We start from the raw sequence: 19,263 nt of genomic DNA on the forward strand, positions 1-19,263 counted from the left end.
TATACCATTACTATCTACTAACCTTTTTAAGTGTTTTATATATATCATTCATAATTTTTGCATTGTCAAACCAATTATACTTCTCCTTGACTAATCTTCTTGCATTTTTTGAAAATTCCTTCATTTGCTCTTCATTTTCAATGATTTTCATAAGTTTTAACGTTATATCATGACTACTTTTTTGCTTGATTACAAAACCGTTATAGTTATTAAAAATTATCTCTTTTAACCCACCTACATTTGTAGCTATTATTGGCCGTCCACAAGCACAGGCCTCGACAGCTGAAACTCCAAAACTTTCACTTAAGGATGGCAGACATACTATATCCATCTTATTTATATATTCAGGTACTTTTTCATTATCTATTTTACCTGTAAATGTAACTTTAGAATTTAAATTTAATTTCTTTACTAAAGTTTCAAGCTCTAATTTTTGGGTACCATCTCCAACAATTAAAAGCCTTAACTCTTTGGTTCCGCTGTATTTACATATAAGCTCTGAAAATCCCTCAATAAGATAATTTAGTCCGTATATTTTTTCTAGGCCCTTAATAGCACCTATGGTAATATAACTACTATTTAATATGGGTGGGCTACATTTAAATTTATCTAAATCTACACCAAATGGGGTTACTACTACCTCTTTGTTGTAGTATTTTTTTGTTTCCTCAGCCATATTATAACTTGTAGAGCAAACTTTGTCCGCTCCTTTCAATATGTACTTAAGTAGCAATTCTTTAGCTTTATTATTTTTAGGGAACTCATACACATCGCTACCCCAAACAGATATTACAAATGGATGGAAATTGCACATTCTCCCATAAAGTCCATAGCTAGTAGCGTAGTGACTGTGTAATATATCTGGATTTATGTCTTTCACTAATTTTTTAATAGCTTTAATTAATAAAAAATAACTTAACTTATTTGTACCTATACTTCTTAACACATGCAAATTTACATTGTTTTCATACACATAATCTGTTTCTCTCATAGAAATTATATGAATCTCGCCTCCAAGTCTCGCAAAATATTGAACCCATTTTCTTGTATGTATACTATGCGCATCTGCTAAAAAACAAATTTTTCTCATAAATTCCCTCCTGTTCTTTTACACTATTTAAGTATAATTAAGAATCTTAGAAAGTTATCTTTAATTACTCATTCTTTATTGTTTCTAAAAATTTACATGAGAGTTTACTATAATATTTATTATTCTCTCTGTTACTTTTCCATCCAACTTATAGAAATTTTCATGGATATAATTTTGCATGTCGTGGTTTAGTGTCATATCCCCTATATTTATTTTAATCATACATTCTAAAAGCTCATTTTCATCCTTAACTCCAAAGGATACCCCCTCTTTAACAAACCCACCAGCATCATTATATTTAGGGAGTAATATACATATAGAAGGTTTATTCATAAGTGCAGCTTCTACAACTACTGTAGAATGTACGCTCACTACCAAACCACTCCATTTAATTAATTCATACAAATCTCCATCCTTCATTATTTTACAGTTTTTAATGTGGAACTTTTCCACCATATCTTCATAAAATTCAAAATTCAAATCTACAGGATGAAGTTTTATAATTAATTCATAATCTTCCTTCATTAAATTTAGTGCCTTAAATAGCATTAAAGTAGCCGGTTCAAGTAAATCCCTAAAATATTGAGTGGCATAAAGTATTTTCAGTGTTCCATTTTTTTTAGACTTTTTCAAATATCCATTTTGAACTAAATTGTCCGTTCTTACTTGCCCAACTACATTAACATTTTCCTTATTATATACATTTGTATGAGATATCAATAATTCTTTATACTTCCCCCCCCAGACAAATGTATTCCGTGGCACCAACAACTCTTTATACTTTGAATTAATTATGTAAGTAGATGAGGTTTCATTTATTATTCCATGTTGCACAGCATAAGCATCTATATTTAACTTATTTCCTGCGACTATAAAGCACCTTCCTCTGTCGCCCTCTCCTGCTACTAAACATTTTTTAATTTTCAACTTTTTAATAGTTTTTCCTGCCATTAATAGTTCATATAAATAAGAAAGATAACTCTTTCTTAAATCCTTCATCACAAACCCTAAAAGTATATTTTTAAGATCAAGTTCATTTAAGTGAAAATCTAACTTATCTAAATAACTTAAATTATCTACCAATAAGTTATTATTTACATTTTTCTTAGCTTTAAGCCTTTTGTATAAAATAAATAATTCAAATGGCACAAAATTTTCATGAAAATTTAGGGTCTTATCTATGATGTATTTATTGTTTAAGAGTTGAAAATTTAAAATATTATAAGTTTCTTTTAATTTATCTATAACTTTCCCTAATTGAGTGTCATAATAACCATTGGTATTGCCTTTAACTAAGTTTAAACTTGAAGCATGCGAAATAATTAAAAATGGCTCTTTATAATTTCTCTTATTCGTTAAAAAGTTTTTAAATATGAATTTGATATAACTCCCTATTCCCCTAATAAAACGTCTAGTTAACTTAGCTTTACTTATAGCTTGAATGTTTTTTTCACGAAGAATCCTCTCACATTTAAGGTTGAATACCTCTGCACAAACTTTTTCCATATAGTCATCATCTGTTTTCACTTCTAATTCTTCATTTGTTTTATACTGAGTATTTCTTATAACCATAATACAGAAAATCAAACCATTTAATTTTCTATAAATAGTGGGTCTACTAAATATATATAATGGTATATCATCATATAAATATAATTCTTCAAGCTTTAACCCGTTAACCTTTTGGTTTTCTAAATAAGTTAAATACTCAAAAGCTTCCTTTTCTACGTTTATATTTCCTATATATTCAAATAAATTCACAACTTTTCTACCTATTACTAGTTCTTTTTTTTGTGCTGTATAGATTAATTTAACCATTAAATCATCTCCTGCGGAGCTGCAATATCAACGACTTCAGAAGGAGATTTATACTCCCACTGAAGTGGGAGACTTTCCTTCTGAAATGTCGTTGAATCATCTCTTTTAACTTATTTTTGCATTAACTTTCCACTAATTTTTTTCATCTGATATCCTAGTACAATTAATGTTGCTATTAATATTCCATATCTCAAAACCCAATTGTTTTTCACTATAAAAAATATTATACTACTAAGTACTATGTATAAAATGCCATATGCAAAAGGTTTAAACGTATAAATCCTTACGTCTAATATGCGTAAAGATATATAATAATGATATAAAAACAATAAGATATACGATATTATTGTTGTCCATGCCCCTGCAACTGCACCGTATCTTGGAATTAAAATATAATTTAATACACCATTTGTTAAAGCTGCAATGAGGGTTCCTAAAGAAAGGAACTTTGTGTTTTTAGTATAGAATTCAATATTAGCTGGTATACTGTATAGAAATTGAAAATAATATCCTATTATGATTAATGGAACGTAATCTAACCCTTTGTAAAATTTTTTTGTACCCATTAGCTTTCCTATTTCAGGAGATATAAATATAAGTATGAAACCCATGACAGAAAATAACATAATATAATATTTAATTTTCAGCTTTATATCATCGTATTTTTTTTCTTTCATATTCTCATAAAACCAAGGTACCCAAGCCTTATTACACGCCAACCATACAATATACATTATCATTCCAATTTTATATGCAAAGGTATATATTCCTGCAGCGCTAGATCCTATCATACTATTTATCATAACCGTATCCACAGACTGCAAAATTACACCTGATAAAAGATGTACAATTGCTGGTATAGATATGGCTAAGCCATACTTCCAGTATTCGAAACTAATTAGTTTTTTCCCTTTTTTCATAGCAACTACATATAGAACTGCACCGTAAACTAAAGCTACAATAATTAAAGAACCAATCCTACCATAATACTTATCACTTTTAATATTACTTATGAGTATTATAGCCAGAATTGTGTTTATAATAGCACTACTTATTGATATAAGTAAATATTTCTTATATTTATATTCAGCATTTAATTTGGCATTAGAAAAATCTACGATAAATCCAAAAAAACCTTGGATAATAAGGAACATGACTAATATAGAATTTAAATTTATAATAGAAGATATTTGCTTTTTAAAAACAAATCCAATTATAAGCCACATAATAGCAAATAGTGTGACTAAAAAAAGTATAGATGAAGCATACTCATCATATCTTTCCTTAAAATCCACTTTAGCATTATTAACTGTAGCCAATAGCCCTAATGTAATTATAGTTGTAAAAACAGAAAGCCATGTGGTATATACCCCCGTTATTCCATAATCACTAGTACTAAGTAAACGCGTAAAAATAGGCATAGTTACAAAAGAAATGCCTTGAACAAAAAAGGTCCCTATAGTAAACCAAATTCCACTTTTCACCAATCTGCTTTTGTACAATTTCTTTATAAAATCTATATTCATATTAATCTCCTATCCACCTTAACAATATATCATAAACCTCCACTAAAGTGGCTTAATTATTGACTTTCACCCTTAAATTTAAATAAATAACAGCGTTTATTTATTTAATTCTTTTATTGTTTCACATACCTTTGCAATGTCTTCTTTTTTAAGTCCCACAGAACTTGGAAGATTTATTCCACGCTGATAAAGCTCATTTGTAACACTTAAATCCCCATGTGTACAAGTTTTATATGGAATCATAGCATGTATAGGCATAAAGAAGGGTCTTGCCTCTATTTTTGCCTCATTCAATTTTTGTATAAGCGCGTCGCGAGTTATACCATACTTTTCTTCAACTAGGATTGAGTATAGCCAGAAACAATTTTCTGCCTTCTCTTTTTCTATAGGTAAGGTAATTCCTTTAATTTCACTTAATAGTTCATTGTAATATGCTGCATTTTCTCTTTTAATTTTTAAATATTCTTTAATATTTTCAAGTTGAGCCACTCCAAATGCAGCCAAAAGATTTGGCATTCTAAAGTTATATCCTATCTCTGAATGATAGAATGCATTATTTTCAGTAACTACTTTTGTTTGAGTAGATAAAAATTTTGCTCGTGCGCCATGTTCTGAATTATTAGTTACAAGCATTCCACCTGCTCCAGTAGTTATAATTTTGTTCCCATTAAAACTAAAACATCCTATATCCCCTATGGTACCTGTCATTTTGCCATTAAAAGTAGAACCTAATGATTCAGTTGCATCTTCTATAACAAATAGATTATGTTTTTTAGCTATTTGCATTACCCTATCCATATCTACAGGATGGCCATAAATATGTACTGGCATTATAGCCTTTGTTTTAGGTGTTATTAATTCCTCTATCTTTTCTGCATCCATGACAAAGGTATCTCTACATACATCTACAAATACAGGCTGTGCTCCTACGTATTTTATAGTGTTAACTGGAGATATAAAAGTTAAAGATGGAACTATAACTTTATCTGCGTATCCTATTCCAAGGGTTACTAACGCTAATTGAAGTGCTGCTGTACCATTATTTGTAACAACTGCACTTTTGCTACCTACATATTCACTAAATTTTTCTTCAAATAAATTAACATAACTGCCTACTGAAGATACCCAATTGGTATCTATACAGTCCTTAACATATTTAAGTTCATTTCCTCTAATTTCTGGTATACATAAAGGTATCATAACAAAACCCTCCCACTTTTTTAAACATTATTCTTTCGCTAAACATTATATATGTCTGTCTTAAAGTATTGCATATTATCTTTTATCCAATCTACTGTCACTTCAAGACCTCTGTCTATAGTGTAATTAGGCTTCCAGAGCGTTAATTCCTTTATTTTAGTATTATCAGCCCATAATCTATTAACTTCACTGTTTTCAGGTCTTAACCTTTCATCATCACAAATAATTTTTACATCCTTACCTATTATACTTATTATTTTTTTAACTGTTTCTCCTATAGTAATCTCGTGATTTGAACCAGCATTTATAACCTCACCAATAGTTTTTTCACTTTCTGCTATTTTTATGAATGCCTCGGCAGTGTCTTTAACAAAGTTAAAGTCTCTAGTTGGAGTTAAGCTTCCAAGCTTAATTTCTGTTTTCCCTGCGAGTATCTGAGATATTATTGTTGGAATTACAGCCCTTGCAGATTGTCTTGGTCCATAAGTATTAAAGGGTCTAATAGTCGCTATAGGCATATTAAAACTTTTATAGTAACTTTCCGCCATTTTGTCTGCTCCTATTTTTGATGCTGAATATGGAGATTGACCCTGCATTGGGTGTTTTTCATCAATTGGTACATAAAGTGCTGTTCCATAGGTTTCACTAGTAGATGTGTGTACAATTTTTTCTACCCCATATTCTCTACAAGCTTCTAAAACATTAGTAGTACCTTCCACATTTGTTCTTACATAGGCCATAGGCGATAAATAAGAATACGGGATTGCAATGAGAGCTGCAAGATGAAATACTACTTCTTGTCCTTTGATAATTCTTTTCATTCCATCATATTCTCTTATGTCTCCAGTAACAACTTTAATACTTTCTTTTACTGACTTATCAAAAGTATCAATCCACCCCCAGTTATTAAATGAATTATATTGAGCAAGGGCCGTAACATCTGCTCCAAGTTCCACTAATCTTTCTGTTAAATGGCTTCCTATAAAACCTTCTGCACCTGTAACTAAAACTTTTTTCCCTTGCCAGTTCATTTCATCTACTCCTTTTATTATAGTTTAAAATATTTGTGAATATCTGTGTTGGCCTTTTTATAGTCTTCCATTCTCCCTATATCTTTCCAATATTCAGTTATCTCATAAATACCTGACGTGCAATTATTGTTAATTGCATCTCCTATTAAATCAGTCATATTATAGACTTCGTCTTCCTGTATGTATTTTATAATTTCAGGATTAACAGCATATACTCCACCATTAATGTGAAATTTATATGTAGGTTTCTCTTGTACAGCCTCTATAAGCATATTATCAGTAACTAAGACTCCATAAGGAACATTAATTTCATAATTTCTAACACCTACAGTTATATTAAAGTTGTTTTTCATATGATGATTTAAGAATTTTTCAAAATCGATTCCTGTTAATATATCTCCATTTATAACTATAAAAGGTTGGGTGAATTTTTCTTTAACTAATGCTATTGAGCCCGCTGTACCTAGTTTTTTAGTTTCTCTAATATATTCTATATTTACATCGAATTCTTTTCCATCTTTAAAGTATTCCTCTATTATTTTCCCTTTATAATTAAGAGAAATAATAAAGTTCATAAATCCATATTCTTTAAATTGCTCTATTATAAGCTCCAAGATAGGTTTGTCACCAACTGTTAGCATAGGTTTAGGCAATGTTTCGGTTAAGGGTTTTAACCGTGTTCCCACCCCTCCTGCTAAAATAAAAACATAATTTTGCTTTTTATCATAAGATAATATATCATCTAAAAAATATAAGTCTATGAGTTTTTTATTTTTATCAATAACAGGTACCTGTCTTATATTTTTCTTAAGCATATATTCTTTTGCTTTCTTTTTACTATACTCTTCTGTAACAAATTTAAAATCCTTAAAATATGTATTCTCTATATCCTCATTTATACTGTGGCCTTTAAGTATAGCACGACGTATATCTCCATCTGTAATAGTTCCCACTAATTCATTATTTCCATTTACAACTAAAGCTCCCCCAGTTAAGTTTTTATCTATAACCTTCATAGCTTCTTTTATAGTAGAATTCACTCCTATACAATAATTATCAATTGGAAATTTCATAATATCACCTGCACTTTATAATTTTCGATGGAATTCCTACAGCAACTACATTATCTACTATATTTTCAATAACCACAGCTCCTGCTCCAATAATTACATTATTCCCTATATGCACTGATTGAATTATAGAACTCCCCATACCTATATGGGTATTGCGCCCTATGCTAACCCCGCCAGCTAAACAAGCCTTAGGTGAAATATGTGTATTCCTTTGTAGCTTGCAATCATGTTCTATTACTGCACCGGTGTTTACTATGCAATTTTCTTCTATGTAAGCTCCCGGATTAATTATGGCTCCAGGCATTATACAAGTTCCTCCTGCAACATTTGCATAAGGTGAAACCATTGCATCCTTATGTATAAGTACCGGTATGTTAAACCCTATATCTTTTAAGTTATTATATATTTTTTCGCGAGCTATAATGTTTTCGAGTGCACCAACACATACAAAGGCATTTTTTACCCCAGTATTATATAATTCCTCTAAAATGCTATCATCACCTATTATAGGTATATCCAATACAAATTTCTCACCAATATAATCTTTATCAGTTACACCTACAATATCATATTTAGAAGCACTTTTTATAATGTCTATAATAACCTTACAATGGCCACCTGCACCTACAAGTACGATTTTCTCCATAACCTCACCCCTAACTATCAACTAATAAGTTATCATTTTTTGTATAAGTTCCCTATCTATCTTTATCTCACTTAAAATTTGTGCTATTTTACCACTTGCATTACCATCACCATAAGGGTTTGTGCAGTTTTCTAATTGCTTCTTAAAGTTCTCATCGTCTATTGATTTTTTAATGCCCGCTTTTACAGCTTCCTTTCCATAAGGTACGTCTATTATATTGAGGGCTCTTAGTCTTCCATCCTGCCTTGACCCTATGTTTACTACAGGCAGTTTAAAGCTAGGTGCTTCAATTATACCTGACGATGAATTTCCTATCATTACCTCCGCTATACTTAAAAAACTTAGGTATTCTACTTGACTTAAATTTCTAAATACTTTTAAAAATGGATATTTCGCTCTATACTCCTCAATAACCCTTATAATTTCGCGTCCTCCATTATCACTGTTAGGATATGAAACTATAGTTTGATATCCAAGTTCTACAACAGCATCTAATGTTTCTCTTACTTGCCATTCCACCATGTCCCTTTCTGTAGTTACTGGGTGCTGAGTCATTAAAAATATCTTATCATCTTTTAATTTAAATTTTTCTAGCATTTCTTCCCTTGATAAATATTGTGCTTTCACAATATAATCAAGTCCCGGCGCTCCTACTACAAAAATATTTTTTTCCTTTTCACCCAATTTAAGGATTCTTTGCATGCTGTCCTCATTTGCTGGAAAATGAATATGAGAAAGTTTAGTTATAGCGTGCCTTACAGATTCATCTACTGTTCCCGTTACTTCACCTCCATGAATGTGAGCCACAGGAATATTCATATGAATAGCTGCAGTTGCTGCCGCCAGCATTTCTCCTCTATCACCTAGTATTAATACTATATCCGGTTTTATTTTATCAAAGCTTTGAGCCATACCTATAATTGAAAGTCCTATAGATTTAGCCATTGCCGACCCTGTATCAGAAGCTAAAACAGTTTCAAATTTATCTGATACTACAAAGCCATCTTTTTCTATTTCATTTATAGTCATGCCAAATTCAGGACATAAATGCATTCCACAAACGATAAGCTTAAGATCCAGTGCTTCATGTTTTTCAATTTCTTTAAGAACATGATAAAATATACCATAATCTGCTCTCGTACCTGTTATAACTGCTATTCTTCTTTTCATATTTAATCCCCTATTCTATAAGTTCATATTCTATGTACGCATATTCTATGTACTCATGTTCCATGTGCTCGAAATGATTTAGCTAATTTTTATTCCACCATATTTAAGGCTATTTGCTCATCAATTTTTATATCTCTATTAGTTTTTCGCCCAATAATATCAATGTAGAATTTAGGCGAAAGTCCAGTTCCTGGTCTTTTGTAATCTAAGTCCGAGAATCCTATACTCTCCCCTGCTTTTATATATCTAACTGCAACTATACTTTTTCTCGCTGCCTTCATGGTATCTACTTCACTAAAATTATACATCTTAATTCCAGTTCCAAGTGCCATTTCTACATCTCTAATCGCTTTAACCATCTCTTTTAGCTCTATAGGGCTCAGAGATGCTTTATGATCAGGACCTTCCATGTTTTTATCTATTGTAAAATGCTTTTCTATTATATTTGCCCCCATAGCCACTGCTGCTATAGGCACTGTTATTCCTTTAGTGTGATCGGAGTATCCTGACACAATTTCAAAAGAATTTTTTATGGTATTCATTGCATTCAAGTTAACACTTTCTAATTTAGCTGGATAATTTGAAGTACAATGAAGCACTGCTATTTCTTTATTTCCCAGGAAATTTATTACATTTATTGCTTCTTCAATTTCTGAAAGTGTTGCCATGCCAGAAGACAAAATTATAGGTTTATTAAATCTTGCTATATGATCTAAAAATGGACTATTAGTTAAATCTCCCGAACTAATCTTAAAAGCCTCCACGCCTATAGATGCTAAAAAATCAGCACTTTCAAAATCAAAAGGTGTAGATAAAAACATAATTTCCTTATCTATACAGTATTCTTGTATTTCTATGAAACTTTCGTGCGATAGTTCTAGTTTCTTTAACATATTAAACTGTGAGTCAATTTTGCCTATGTTGTCCTTTTGATATTCAGCCATTTCTGCATATCCAGTAACTAATTTTTCTGTAATAAATGTTTGAAATTTTATGGCATCAGCCCCTGCAAATACAGCTTTATCCACCATCTCTTTTGCTATATTTACGTCTCCATTATGATTAACTCCAGCCTCTGCTATAATAAAAGTTGAATTTCCATCACCTATAACCTTTTTTCCTATCTTAAACATGTATACTCTCCTCTATTATCAGTTCTACAAGTCTTGCATCGAGCATTGTGTCAATATCTATAGAGCTTTCCTTGTTCATTACATAAGGGATTGTATTTTCATCAACAAACTTTTTTTTGTTAACTAACATATCATTTGAATTTATATATAGTGCACCATTAAATATATAAAAAGTAGGTAAGTCTTGCCTTCTTAGATTCGTCCCTTCAAAACTTATGACTTCTTTTAGCTTTTCATTCTCTATACTTCTCATAAGTACAGGATTTTCGTGGGCTTCACATACACTTACTAAAGAAGTACTATTGCTCTCAATAAGTTTTTCTATAGCTTCATCCATGTGCTTAAATGTTCTTAATGGAGACGTAGGTTGCAATAATATTACATAATCAAAACTTATATTATTTTTTTTGTAAAAATCTATTGAATGTATAACTACGTCTATCGATTTTGAAGTATCATTTGATAGTTCTTCTGGTCTTAGAAAAGGCACCTTAGCTCCATATTGCTGTGCTATCACCCTAATAACCTCACTATCTGTTGATACAATTATTTCATCTATATATTTAGATTTTTTTCCTGCGTCAATTGTATAAGCTATAAGTGGTTTACCACTTATATCCATAATATTTTTATTTGGTATACCTTTCGAACCACCTCTTGCTGGAATAATAGCTAGAAACTTCTTATTCTTATACATAATTATCACCTTTTACTTCCTCTTATTGATTTTTAAGCAATTGATCCTCTGGTACAGATCGAAGCACTTTAGCTGGATTACCAACTACAATTTTACCTGCTTCCACGTCTTTTGTAACCACACTACCTGCTGCCACAAAACCATCTTCATATATAGTAATACCTGGCAGGATAACTGCTCCTGCTCCAATTCTACCACCTTTTTTTATAGTTACCCCTTTGAATTTTCCAAATCTTTCTTTTGATCTGGCTGCATAATTATCATTAGAGGTTGTAACACAAGGCGCAATAAATACATAATCCTCAACTTCTGAATAAGCTGTTAAATATACATTAGTTTGTATTTTGCAACTAGAACCAACCTTGCAGAAATTTTCAATAGTCGCTGCACGGCCAATAATTGTTTTTGAACCTACAGTTACATTTTCTCTTATTACAGCAGTGTCAGCAATAAGTGTTTTCTCTCCAATTGCGCATCCACAATAAATAATCACTCCTGCCCCTATAATGCAACCTTCACTTATTTTAGCTGGAAGCAATTTTTCTTCACTTTTGAATATACTGTTTACTGATCTCATAGGTTGTTTACCTATTACCGTATTATCATCTATTCTAACATTGTCTGCTATAACAGTTCCTATGCAAATAACTACATTGCTTCCTACAACACAATTGTCTCCTAATAATACATTATCCTCTACTACCACAAAATGTCCCATTTTTACATTATTGCCAATTTTGCTTTTTTCTGAAACATAATTCATAAAAATACCCTCTTTTCATATAATATCTTCAAAAATATTTTTTCATTTCGAGTGTTGAGAAATCTCCCATTGGAAATTTAACTGGAAGACCTGTAAGTCTTGATTTATAAGCTGCAAGTATAATAGACATACCTTTTTTTCCTTCTTCGCCATTTATGAGCGGTTCCCTATGCATATTTATAGCATCTATCATATCTTTAAATAAGGGGGTATGTCCGAAGCCATATACTGAATCTGGATCTCCCTTTTGCTGCGTTAATATTTCCTGCTCAGTATCCTTATTATCAGCAAATCTCCAAGTTTCTATTGAATTAACTGCAATTCCTCCGATAGAAACAGTACCAGTTTCACCAAAGATGCTCAGTGTCTCTTCCAAGTTTTTAGGATATACACAAGCCGATCCTTCAACTATACCTATGGTTCCATTAATAAATCTTATAATTATTGCTCCAAAATCCTCACCTTCTATATCTCGAATGAAAGTCCCACACTGAGCATAAACCGTATCTATTTCTCCACCCATCATCCATTGTAATAAATCAATATTGTGAATACATTGATTCATTAAAGTACCACCATCCAGGTTCCATGTTCCTCTCCAAGGTGCTTGCGCGTAATATCCCATATTTCTATTCCAAAGAATTCTTGCTGTTACATTAACTAATTTTCCAAACCTGTTTTCTTCGACTGCAGCTCGTAGTTTTCTTATTGGCTCATTAAACCTATTTTGGTGACTAACACAAAGCTTTACATTATTTTCTCTTGAGCATTTAATCATTCTATCTGCATCTTGAGTAGATAATGCCATTGGTTTTTCAACAATTACATGTTTCCCAGTATTCATGCAATATATAGCTATTTCTGGATGATACCCACTTTCAGTAGCTATAGAAACCATATCAATATCAGCTTTCTCAAGCATTTCTTTATAATCTATATAAACTTTTACATCTGCATTTTCACCTATTGCTTCTATATACTCATCTCTTTTGGAATTAGCATTAACTTCTAACACATCGCAAACTGCTACAAGTTCAATTTCTGCTTTATTTTGTATTATAGCCTGCACGTGTTTATAGGCTATTCTTCCACATCCTATTATTGCAATTTTTAATTTTTTCATTTAAATCCCTCCTTGTAATGCCTCTTAAAGGTGACTTCCTAGAATTTTGGCATGCAATATTATAAAATAATTTACAATGCTTGCATGCCTTATTTAGAGTTTATTTATCTTTTCTCTATTATTTACAACATGCTTTGTAGCATTTCTAGTATCATATAGTAAACTAGCTTCTTCCACAATTTTTTCATAATTATAACAGCTATGATCTGTGGTTATTATTACTATATCCGCATTTTTTATTTCATATTCCCAAGTTACAGATACATATTCTTTACACTTGTGTATGAATTTTGGGATAAATGGATCATTTATAATTATATCAGCACCATTTTTTTCTAATTGATCAATAACCTTTAGTGTTGGTGATTCTCTCATATCATCTATGTCTTTCTTGTAAGCTGCACCCATAAGGAGAACTTTTGCTCCGTTTAGTGCCTTTTTCTTACCATTTAAAAGTTTCATAACATTTTCAAGCACAAATTCAGGCATATAATCGTTAATTATACCCGATGCTTCTATTAATTTTGTATGATAATCATACTCTTTTGCTTTCCACTCTAGATAGAATGGATCAAGTGGTATACAGTGTCCACCAATCCCTGGGCCTGGGTAGAATGCCATAAATCCATAAGGCTTAGTTTTAGCTGCATCTATTACTTCCCAAATATCTATATTCATCCTTTTACACAGAATAGCCATTTCATTAGCTAGAGCTATATTTACATTTCTAAAAGTATTTTCAAGGATTTTTTCCATTTCAGCCACTGCTGGAGAAGACACTTCCAATATTTCTCCCTCTAGCACACTTCTGTATAACATTCCTGCTACTTCAGTACAATTAGGAGTACATCCTCCAACTACCTTTGGGGTGTTTTTTGTATTAAACTGTTTATTCCCTGGATCAATTCTCTCTGGAGAAAATGCTAAGAAAAAATCTACTCCACATTCTAAACCTGATTCTTCAAGTATTGGTTTTAGTACTTCCTGCGTTGTTCCTGGGTATGTAGTACTTTCGAGTACTACTAACATCCCCCTATGTAAATACTTAGCTACATTTCTAGTTGATTCCACTACATATGATAAATCCGGTTGCTTATATAAATCTAGTGGCGTAGGGACTGCAATACACACTGTATCAACATCCTTAACAAAGCTAAAGTCTGTGGTAGCTTTAAGTTTTCCCTCGCATACTAATCTAACTAAATCTGACTCTACAATATCACCAATGTAATTATGTCCCTCATTTACCATTTGTACCTTTTGATCTTGAATATCAAACCCTATTACTTCATATCCTACTTTAGCCTTTTCTACAGCTAATGGCAATCCTACATAACCCAGGCCTACTACACCAAGTTTAGCTGTTCTATTTTTCAATTTTAATAATAACTCCTCTTTAAATTGAAACATTTTTTACCTCCTATAGCCTTAGATCATCTGACTTTGACAAATCTCTTATCAACAGCCTATGGCTACATTTTACCACATTATAAGTCCTACCCGAAATCTCTCAATATATTTTTTATAATAGTATATACTATATTTCATCATATAATATTTTACACCAAATATTTCTATTTGTTCAATTTATGAAAGTTTATTAACTATTTATTTATAATTTTTTTAAAATTAAATATTCTATATCTTAATAAATTTATTTGATGTATCTCCCATGCTGTATGTACAAAATAAAAAAAAGCCAGTTTACACTTGGCTTTTTACTAATATTCTCTATTTTAGATTATTACTACATTCATTGTAAATTTCTTTAAAAGTATCGTTATCCTTAATAGTTAGGAGATACTTCATAAATGCTTCTTTAAGATCATCTCTTTTAAGTGCATATTCTACATTTGCTTCTAAGAATCCTTCTTTATCTCCTACATCATATCTTCTACCCTGAAAATTATAAGCATACATATCTTCCTCTGATATTAATGTCTTTAGAGCATCTGTAAGTTGAATCTCTCCACCCTTACCAGGCTTTGTATTTTCTAAAATATCAAATATTCTAGGTGTTATGATATATCTTCCGAGTATTGCTATGTTTGATGGAGCTTCGGATGCGTTAGGCTTTTCAATAACATCTTTAACCCTATAAACTCTATCTTCTACTGAAGTTCCATTTACAATGCCATATTTGCAAACTTCACTTAATGGAACCTTTTGGACTCCTAAAATTGAAGTTTCATATTTGCCGTAGCAATCTATGAGTTGTTTTAGGCATGGCACTTCGCTATCCACCACATCATCGCCGAGCATTACAGCAAAAGGTTCATTCCCAACAAAAGTTTTTGCACAACCTATAGCATGGCCTAGTCCTTTAGGTTCTTTCTGACGTATGTAATAAATGTTTGCCATATTAGATATATCTCTAACCATTGTTAAGGTATCTTCCTTACCGTTCTTATCTAATTGTTGTTCAAGTTCAATCGACTTATCAAAATGATCTTCGATTGCTCTTTTATTTCTTCCTGTTATAATTAATATTTCCTCAATCCCAGACGCTACTGCTTCCTCTATAATATACTGTATTGTTGGCTTATCAACAATTGGCAACATCTCTTTAGGTTGTGCCTTTGTTGCTGGCAAAAATCTTGTGCCAAGTCCTGCTGCTGGAATTATAGCTTTTTTAACTCTCATAGTTTTTCTCCCCTCTAATAATATATTTCTATATTGCAATCTTATTTTTCAAAATTTATTTGAAAATATTGAAAAATGAAATTCTGCCTTTTCCTTTTTTAAGTTTTAATTCTAAGACCTCCAACGAGGAAACATTATTAATAATATTAGTTTGATTTTCAGTAATCCAGTTATATACAGCTTGATTCTTATGTTTTACAATTGCATAAGCTTCTTTTATCTTAGTTTTTCTACTAGTAATATTATGTCCGTCACTACCCATCACATGTATCATGTTCCTTTTTACAAATTCTTCAGCTGTTTTTTTAACTTCTTTACCATAATCACCTAATAAACTACCAGAATTTATTTGCATCAATACCCCTTGATTAATTAAATTAATAATCAAATCATGATTTTTCATTATCTTAAGATTTCTCTCTGGATGCGCTAAAATGGGCTTCGCCCCAAGTAACATTAATTCATAAAATACATCTTCAGTGTACAGAGGAAATTGCCCCATAGGGAGCTCAATAAGTAGATATTCTGAGTCGTTAATTCCCCAAATTTTCTTTTCTTTATAGAGTTTTGGCAAATTGGGATGCATATAAATTTCTAGTCCTGATAAAATTTTAATATTAAGATTTTCTTCTTTAGAGGCTAAAACTAATCTATCTATTTTTTCAATATATTCCTCGTGACTAAATTGAAATTCTTCAGTTATAAAATGAGGAGTAGCACAAATATATTCTACACCTTCACTATCTGCCGTTTTCAACATTTCAAGAGACATGTTGAGGCTCTTTGATCCATCATCAATAGCATACATTATATGACTATGAAAATCTATCATAAATTTACACCTTCTAAACCTTTAGTTTTCATTTCCATAATAGCCCTTATAATATTTTCCGTAATAACCACTTACAGATTGAGGAACTTTATTAAATACAACTCCCAGTATCTTTCCACCAACCTTATCAATCAATTGTTTTGCATCTACCAATGCATTTTTTTGAGCTTCACCATATGAAGCTACCAAAATCACACCATCTACTATTGTAGATATAATTTGTGCATCAGTTACTGCAAGAACTGGTGGCGCATCAATAAGAACCAAATCAAATTCACTTTTTAGCCCTTCAATAAAATCTCGCATTTTTTTACTTCCTAATAACTCTGCTGGATTTGGGGGAACCGGACCACTAGTTAATATAAAAAGATTATTAACAGTTGACTTAACAACACATTCCTCTTTTTTCACACCTTGAACTAATATATTTGTTAATCCTACAGAATTTGTAATTCCCATTTTCTTGTGAATTGAGGGTTTTCTAAAATCACAATCTACAAGGACAACATTTTTACCACTTTCAGCCATAGTTATAGCTAAATTTGACATTACTGTACTTTTACCTTCTCCAGCGCCAGATGAAGTAACTGCAATAACTTTATATTCTTTATCCAAGGAAGAGAATTGAATATTTGTTCTTAATGTTCTAAAAGCTTCTGATGTTCTGGATTTTGGATTTCTTAATGTTACTAATTTTTTTAACATATTCTCATCCTCCTATTTTTTATCTTGAGTTAAAGGAATAATACCTATAACTGGTAATCCCGTTAATTTTTCTATGTCCTCTTGACTTTTTACAGTGTTATCTAAATATTCAAATAAAAATGCTATTCCCAGTGACCCCATGAGTCCAATGAAAAATGCAATTGCCATATTTAACTTTGGATTAGGATTATCTGGCCTTGTAGGTTCTAATGCTTCATCTAAAAGTTGTACATTATCTGATTTTTTAACATCGTTACTTATAAATTTTAATGATTTAGCTAACTGATTAGCAATATTCATAGCTTCTTTGGGATCCTTAGATTTAACTTTTATAGTTAAAAATTCAGTATCTCCTTTAGGTTCTACTGCTACCATTTTTTGAAGCTCATCAGGTTCTATTTTTAAATTAAGTGATTTAATAACATGTTCTGAAACCTTTCTTGATTTAGCAAACTCACTATATGTTTTAACTAATTTTTGATACATAATTACATCATTATAATTATCCTGTGACGCCACAGATTTACTTTCTATTTTCCCAATTATTACCGATATATCAGCTTTATAAGTAGGCGTAATAACAAAATAGCTTAAAACTCCACTAAGCACCGTTGCTCCTATTGTAACTAGAATTACTAACCGTAACCTTTTTTTTATAATATTAAAATATTCCACTAACTCCATTATTTACCCTCCGCGAATTGATTTTCTAATTGCATTACAATTTCATCTTGTGGATCTATTTTTTTAGCTATATCTAAATGTATTCTTGCCTGCTGAAAGTTTTTAACATTTAAATAACACATAACAAGATTTGTACATATCTCTATAGACTTTGTAACCTCAAATGCTTTCCTAAAGTATTGGATAGCTACTTCGTAATTTTCAAGACAAGCATAGTTAATACCAAATTCATTTACTACCTCTATTAAATCATTATCAATTGCTTGTGCTTCGTTTAAATAATATATAGCCTTTTCATAATTTTGTAAATTCCTGTAAGCTACGGCAGTGTGATAAAATATATCTGCTCTATCGCCTAATTGTTCCATTAAAGGAATAAAAATTTCAAGTGCACCTTTAGGGTTAGTGGGCACTAACTCTTTTGCTTTTTGAAAATTTGTTATGGTCTCTAAATCGTTTTTAAGTTCAATAACCGCTTCCGTTTGTTCTCCACCATTAATAGCATAATTGCTTAGTGCTATTAATGCTAATTCATATTTACTTTCACTATTTAAAACTAGCGCCTCATATAAATATGGATTGCTGTAATTAGCGATTTGTTTAGCTTTTTCTACAAGTTTTAGTTGTTCATCCTTGAATACAATATTGGTAGATCTTAATTTATCAACTAACAAAAAAATCTTATCGTAATTATCGACATTTTCTTCTATAGTTAACAACCCTTTTAAGAAGATAAATGCTTCTTCATAATTTTCATTCTGAATTTCTTTAAATATAATGCCCTTAATAAATCCTATTGAATTTGGAATAGCATTTATAATTTGTTTATACTCTTTATTATATCTAAAAAGCTCATCTGCTCCTAAAACATAGAACATCCCTTCTATAAATAGATTAACTGGTATATCATCAAAATCTTCTTTATTCTTTACTTTTTGAATTATCTCATTAGTTCTCACTGGGAAATATATATCATCCAAAATCACAAAATCATTAATTTTGCTGTCCTTTTTTATTTCTAGAAAAAGAAGAACTGATAATTTTTCAGAAAAATATGTTTTAATATCCATGCTTACACCATCCTACTGATTTAAAAATTTATGCTACAAGTATTACTATTAATAATAAT

At 30.9% G+C, this 19,263-nt stretch carries 18 protein-coding genes; all 18 read right to left on the reverse strand.

Features of this window, described 5'->3' with window-relative positions:
• Window positions 1–10 precede the first annotated feature (10 nt).
• The 18 genes from ACWJJ7_RS03985 to ACWJJ7_RS04070 all read right to left on the reverse strand — a co-directional run bounded on the left by ACWJJ7_RS03985 (window position 11) and on the right by ACWJJ7_RS04070 (window position 19,204).
• On the reverse strand, window positions 11–1,090 hold the full coding sequence (locus ACWJJ7_RS03985; RefSeq protein WP_462964045.1) for a glycosyltransferase: 1,080 nt from the start codon (window positions 1,088–1,090) through the stop codon (window positions 11–13).
• 84 nt (window positions 1,091–1,174) lie between these two features.
• The gene (locus ACWJJ7_RS03990; protein ID WP_462964046.1) at window positions 1,175–2,908 is read right to left on the reverse strand and encodes a CDP-glycerol glycerophosphotransferase family protein; all 1,734 of its coding nucleotides are present in this window, start codon (window positions 2,906–2,908) and stop codon (window positions 1,175–1,177) included.
• Between the two features lie 110 nt (window positions 2,909–3,018).
• Entirely contained in the window at window positions 3,019–4,434 is a 1,416-nt protein-coding gene (locus ACWJJ7_RS03995) for a lipopolysaccharide biosynthesis protein (protein WP_462964047.1), read from the reverse strand.
• A 96-nt stretch (window positions 4,435–4,530) separates the two neighbouring features.
• Window positions 4,531–5,634, reverse strand: a complete 1,104-nt coding sequence (locus tag ACWJJ7_RS04000) for a LegC family aminotransferase (protein ID WP_462964048.1) — start codon at window positions 5,632–5,634, stop codon at window positions 4,531–4,533.
• Window positions 5,635–5,672: 38 nt separating this feature from the next.
• A complete protein-coding gene (locus ACWJJ7_RS04005) occupies window positions 5,673–6,665 on the reverse strand; it encodes an NAD-dependent 4,6-dehydratase LegB (protein WP_462964049.1) in 993 nt (330 codons plus the stop codon).
• A gap of 17 nt (window positions 6,666–6,682) precedes the next feature.
• Window positions 6,683–7,738 (reverse strand): nucleotidyltransferase family protein, encoded by a 1,056-nt coding sequence (locus ACWJJ7_RS04010; protein ID WP_462964050.1) that lies wholly within the window; start codon window positions 7,736–7,738, stop codon window positions 6,683–6,685.
• A 4-nt stretch (window positions 7,739–7,742) separates the two neighbouring features.
• Window positions 7,743–8,384, reverse strand: coding sequence for an acetyltransferase (locus ACWJJ7_RS04015; RefSeq protein WP_462964051.1), 642 nt, complete (start codon window positions 8,382–8,384; stop codon window positions 7,743–7,745).
• A gap of 21 nt (window positions 8,385–8,405) precedes the next feature.
• Entirely contained in the window at window positions 8,406–9,554 is a 1,149-nt protein-coding gene (gene neuC, locus ACWJJ7_RS04020) for a UDP-N-acetylglucosamine 2-epimerase (protein ID WP_462964052.1), read from the reverse strand.
• Between the two features lie 89 nt (window positions 9,555–9,643).
• Window positions 9,644–10,687: an N-acetylneuraminate synthase gene (neuB, locus tag ACWJJ7_RS04025; RefSeq protein ID WP_462964053.1), complete on the reverse strand. Its 1,044-nt coding sequence runs from the start codon at window positions 10,685–10,687 to the stop codon at window positions 9,644–9,646.
• Window positions 10,680–11,384, reverse strand: coding sequence for an acylneuraminate cytidylyltransferase family protein (locus ACWJJ7_RS04030; protein WP_462964054.1), 705 nt, complete (start codon window positions 11,382–11,384; stop codon window positions 10,680–10,682). Before ACWJJ7_RS04030 ends, neuB begins: the two co-directional genes overlap by 8 nt.
• Window positions 11,385–11,406: 22 nt before the next feature.
• The gene (locus ACWJJ7_RS04035) at window positions 11,407–12,147 is read right to left on the reverse strand and encodes an acyltransferase (RefSeq protein WP_462964055.1); all 741 of its coding nucleotides are present in this window, start codon (window positions 12,145–12,147) and stop codon (window positions 11,407–11,409) included.
• Between the two features lie 28 nt (window positions 12,148–12,175).
• Window positions 12,176–13,270, reverse strand: a complete 1,095-nt coding sequence (locus ACWJJ7_RS04040; protein WP_462964056.1) for a Gfo/Idh/MocA family protein — start codon at window positions 13,268–13,270, stop codon at window positions 12,176–12,178.
• A gap of 93 nt (window positions 13,271–13,363) precedes the next feature.
• Window positions 13,364–14,680, reverse strand: coding sequence for a nucleotide sugar dehydrogenase (locus ACWJJ7_RS04045; protein ID WP_462964057.1), 1,317 nt, complete (start codon window positions 14,678–14,680; stop codon window positions 13,364–13,366).
• 321 nt (window positions 14,681–15,001) lie between these two features.
• Window positions 15,002–15,913, reverse strand: a complete 912-nt coding sequence (galU, locus tag ACWJJ7_RS04050; RefSeq protein ID WP_462964058.1) for a UTP--glucose-1-phosphate uridylyltransferase GalU — start codon at window positions 15,911–15,913, stop codon at window positions 15,002–15,004.
• A 55-nt stretch (window positions 15,914–15,968) separates the two neighbouring features.
• Window positions 15,969–16,745: a tyrosine-protein phosphatase gene (locus ACWJJ7_RS04055; protein WP_462964059.1), complete on the reverse strand. Its 777-nt coding sequence runs from the start codon at window positions 16,743–16,745 to the stop codon at window positions 15,969–15,971.
• Between the two features lie 21 nt (window positions 16,746–16,766).
• On the reverse strand, window positions 16,767–17,450 hold the full coding sequence (locus ACWJJ7_RS04060; RefSeq protein ID WP_462964060.1) for a CpsD/CapB family tyrosine-protein kinase: 684 nt from the start codon (window positions 17,448–17,450) through the stop codon (window positions 16,767–16,769).
• 12 nt (window positions 17,451–17,462) lie between these two features.
• On the reverse strand, window positions 17,463–18,134 hold the full coding sequence (locus ACWJJ7_RS04065; protein WP_462964061.1) for a YveK family protein: 672 nt from the start codon (window positions 18,132–18,134) through the stop codon (window positions 17,463–17,465).
• Window positions 18,134–19,204: a tetratricopeptide repeat protein gene (locus ACWJJ7_RS04070; RefSeq protein ID WP_462964062.1), complete on the reverse strand. Its 1,071-nt coding sequence runs from the start codon at window positions 19,202–19,204 to the stop codon at window positions 18,134–18,136. The genes ACWJJ7_RS04065 and ACWJJ7_RS04070 overlap by 1 nt, the downstream gene beginning before the upstream one ends.
• Window positions 19,205–19,263 lie beyond the last annotated feature (59 nt).

The organism is Clostridium sp. CM042 (genome assembly GCF_055080995.1).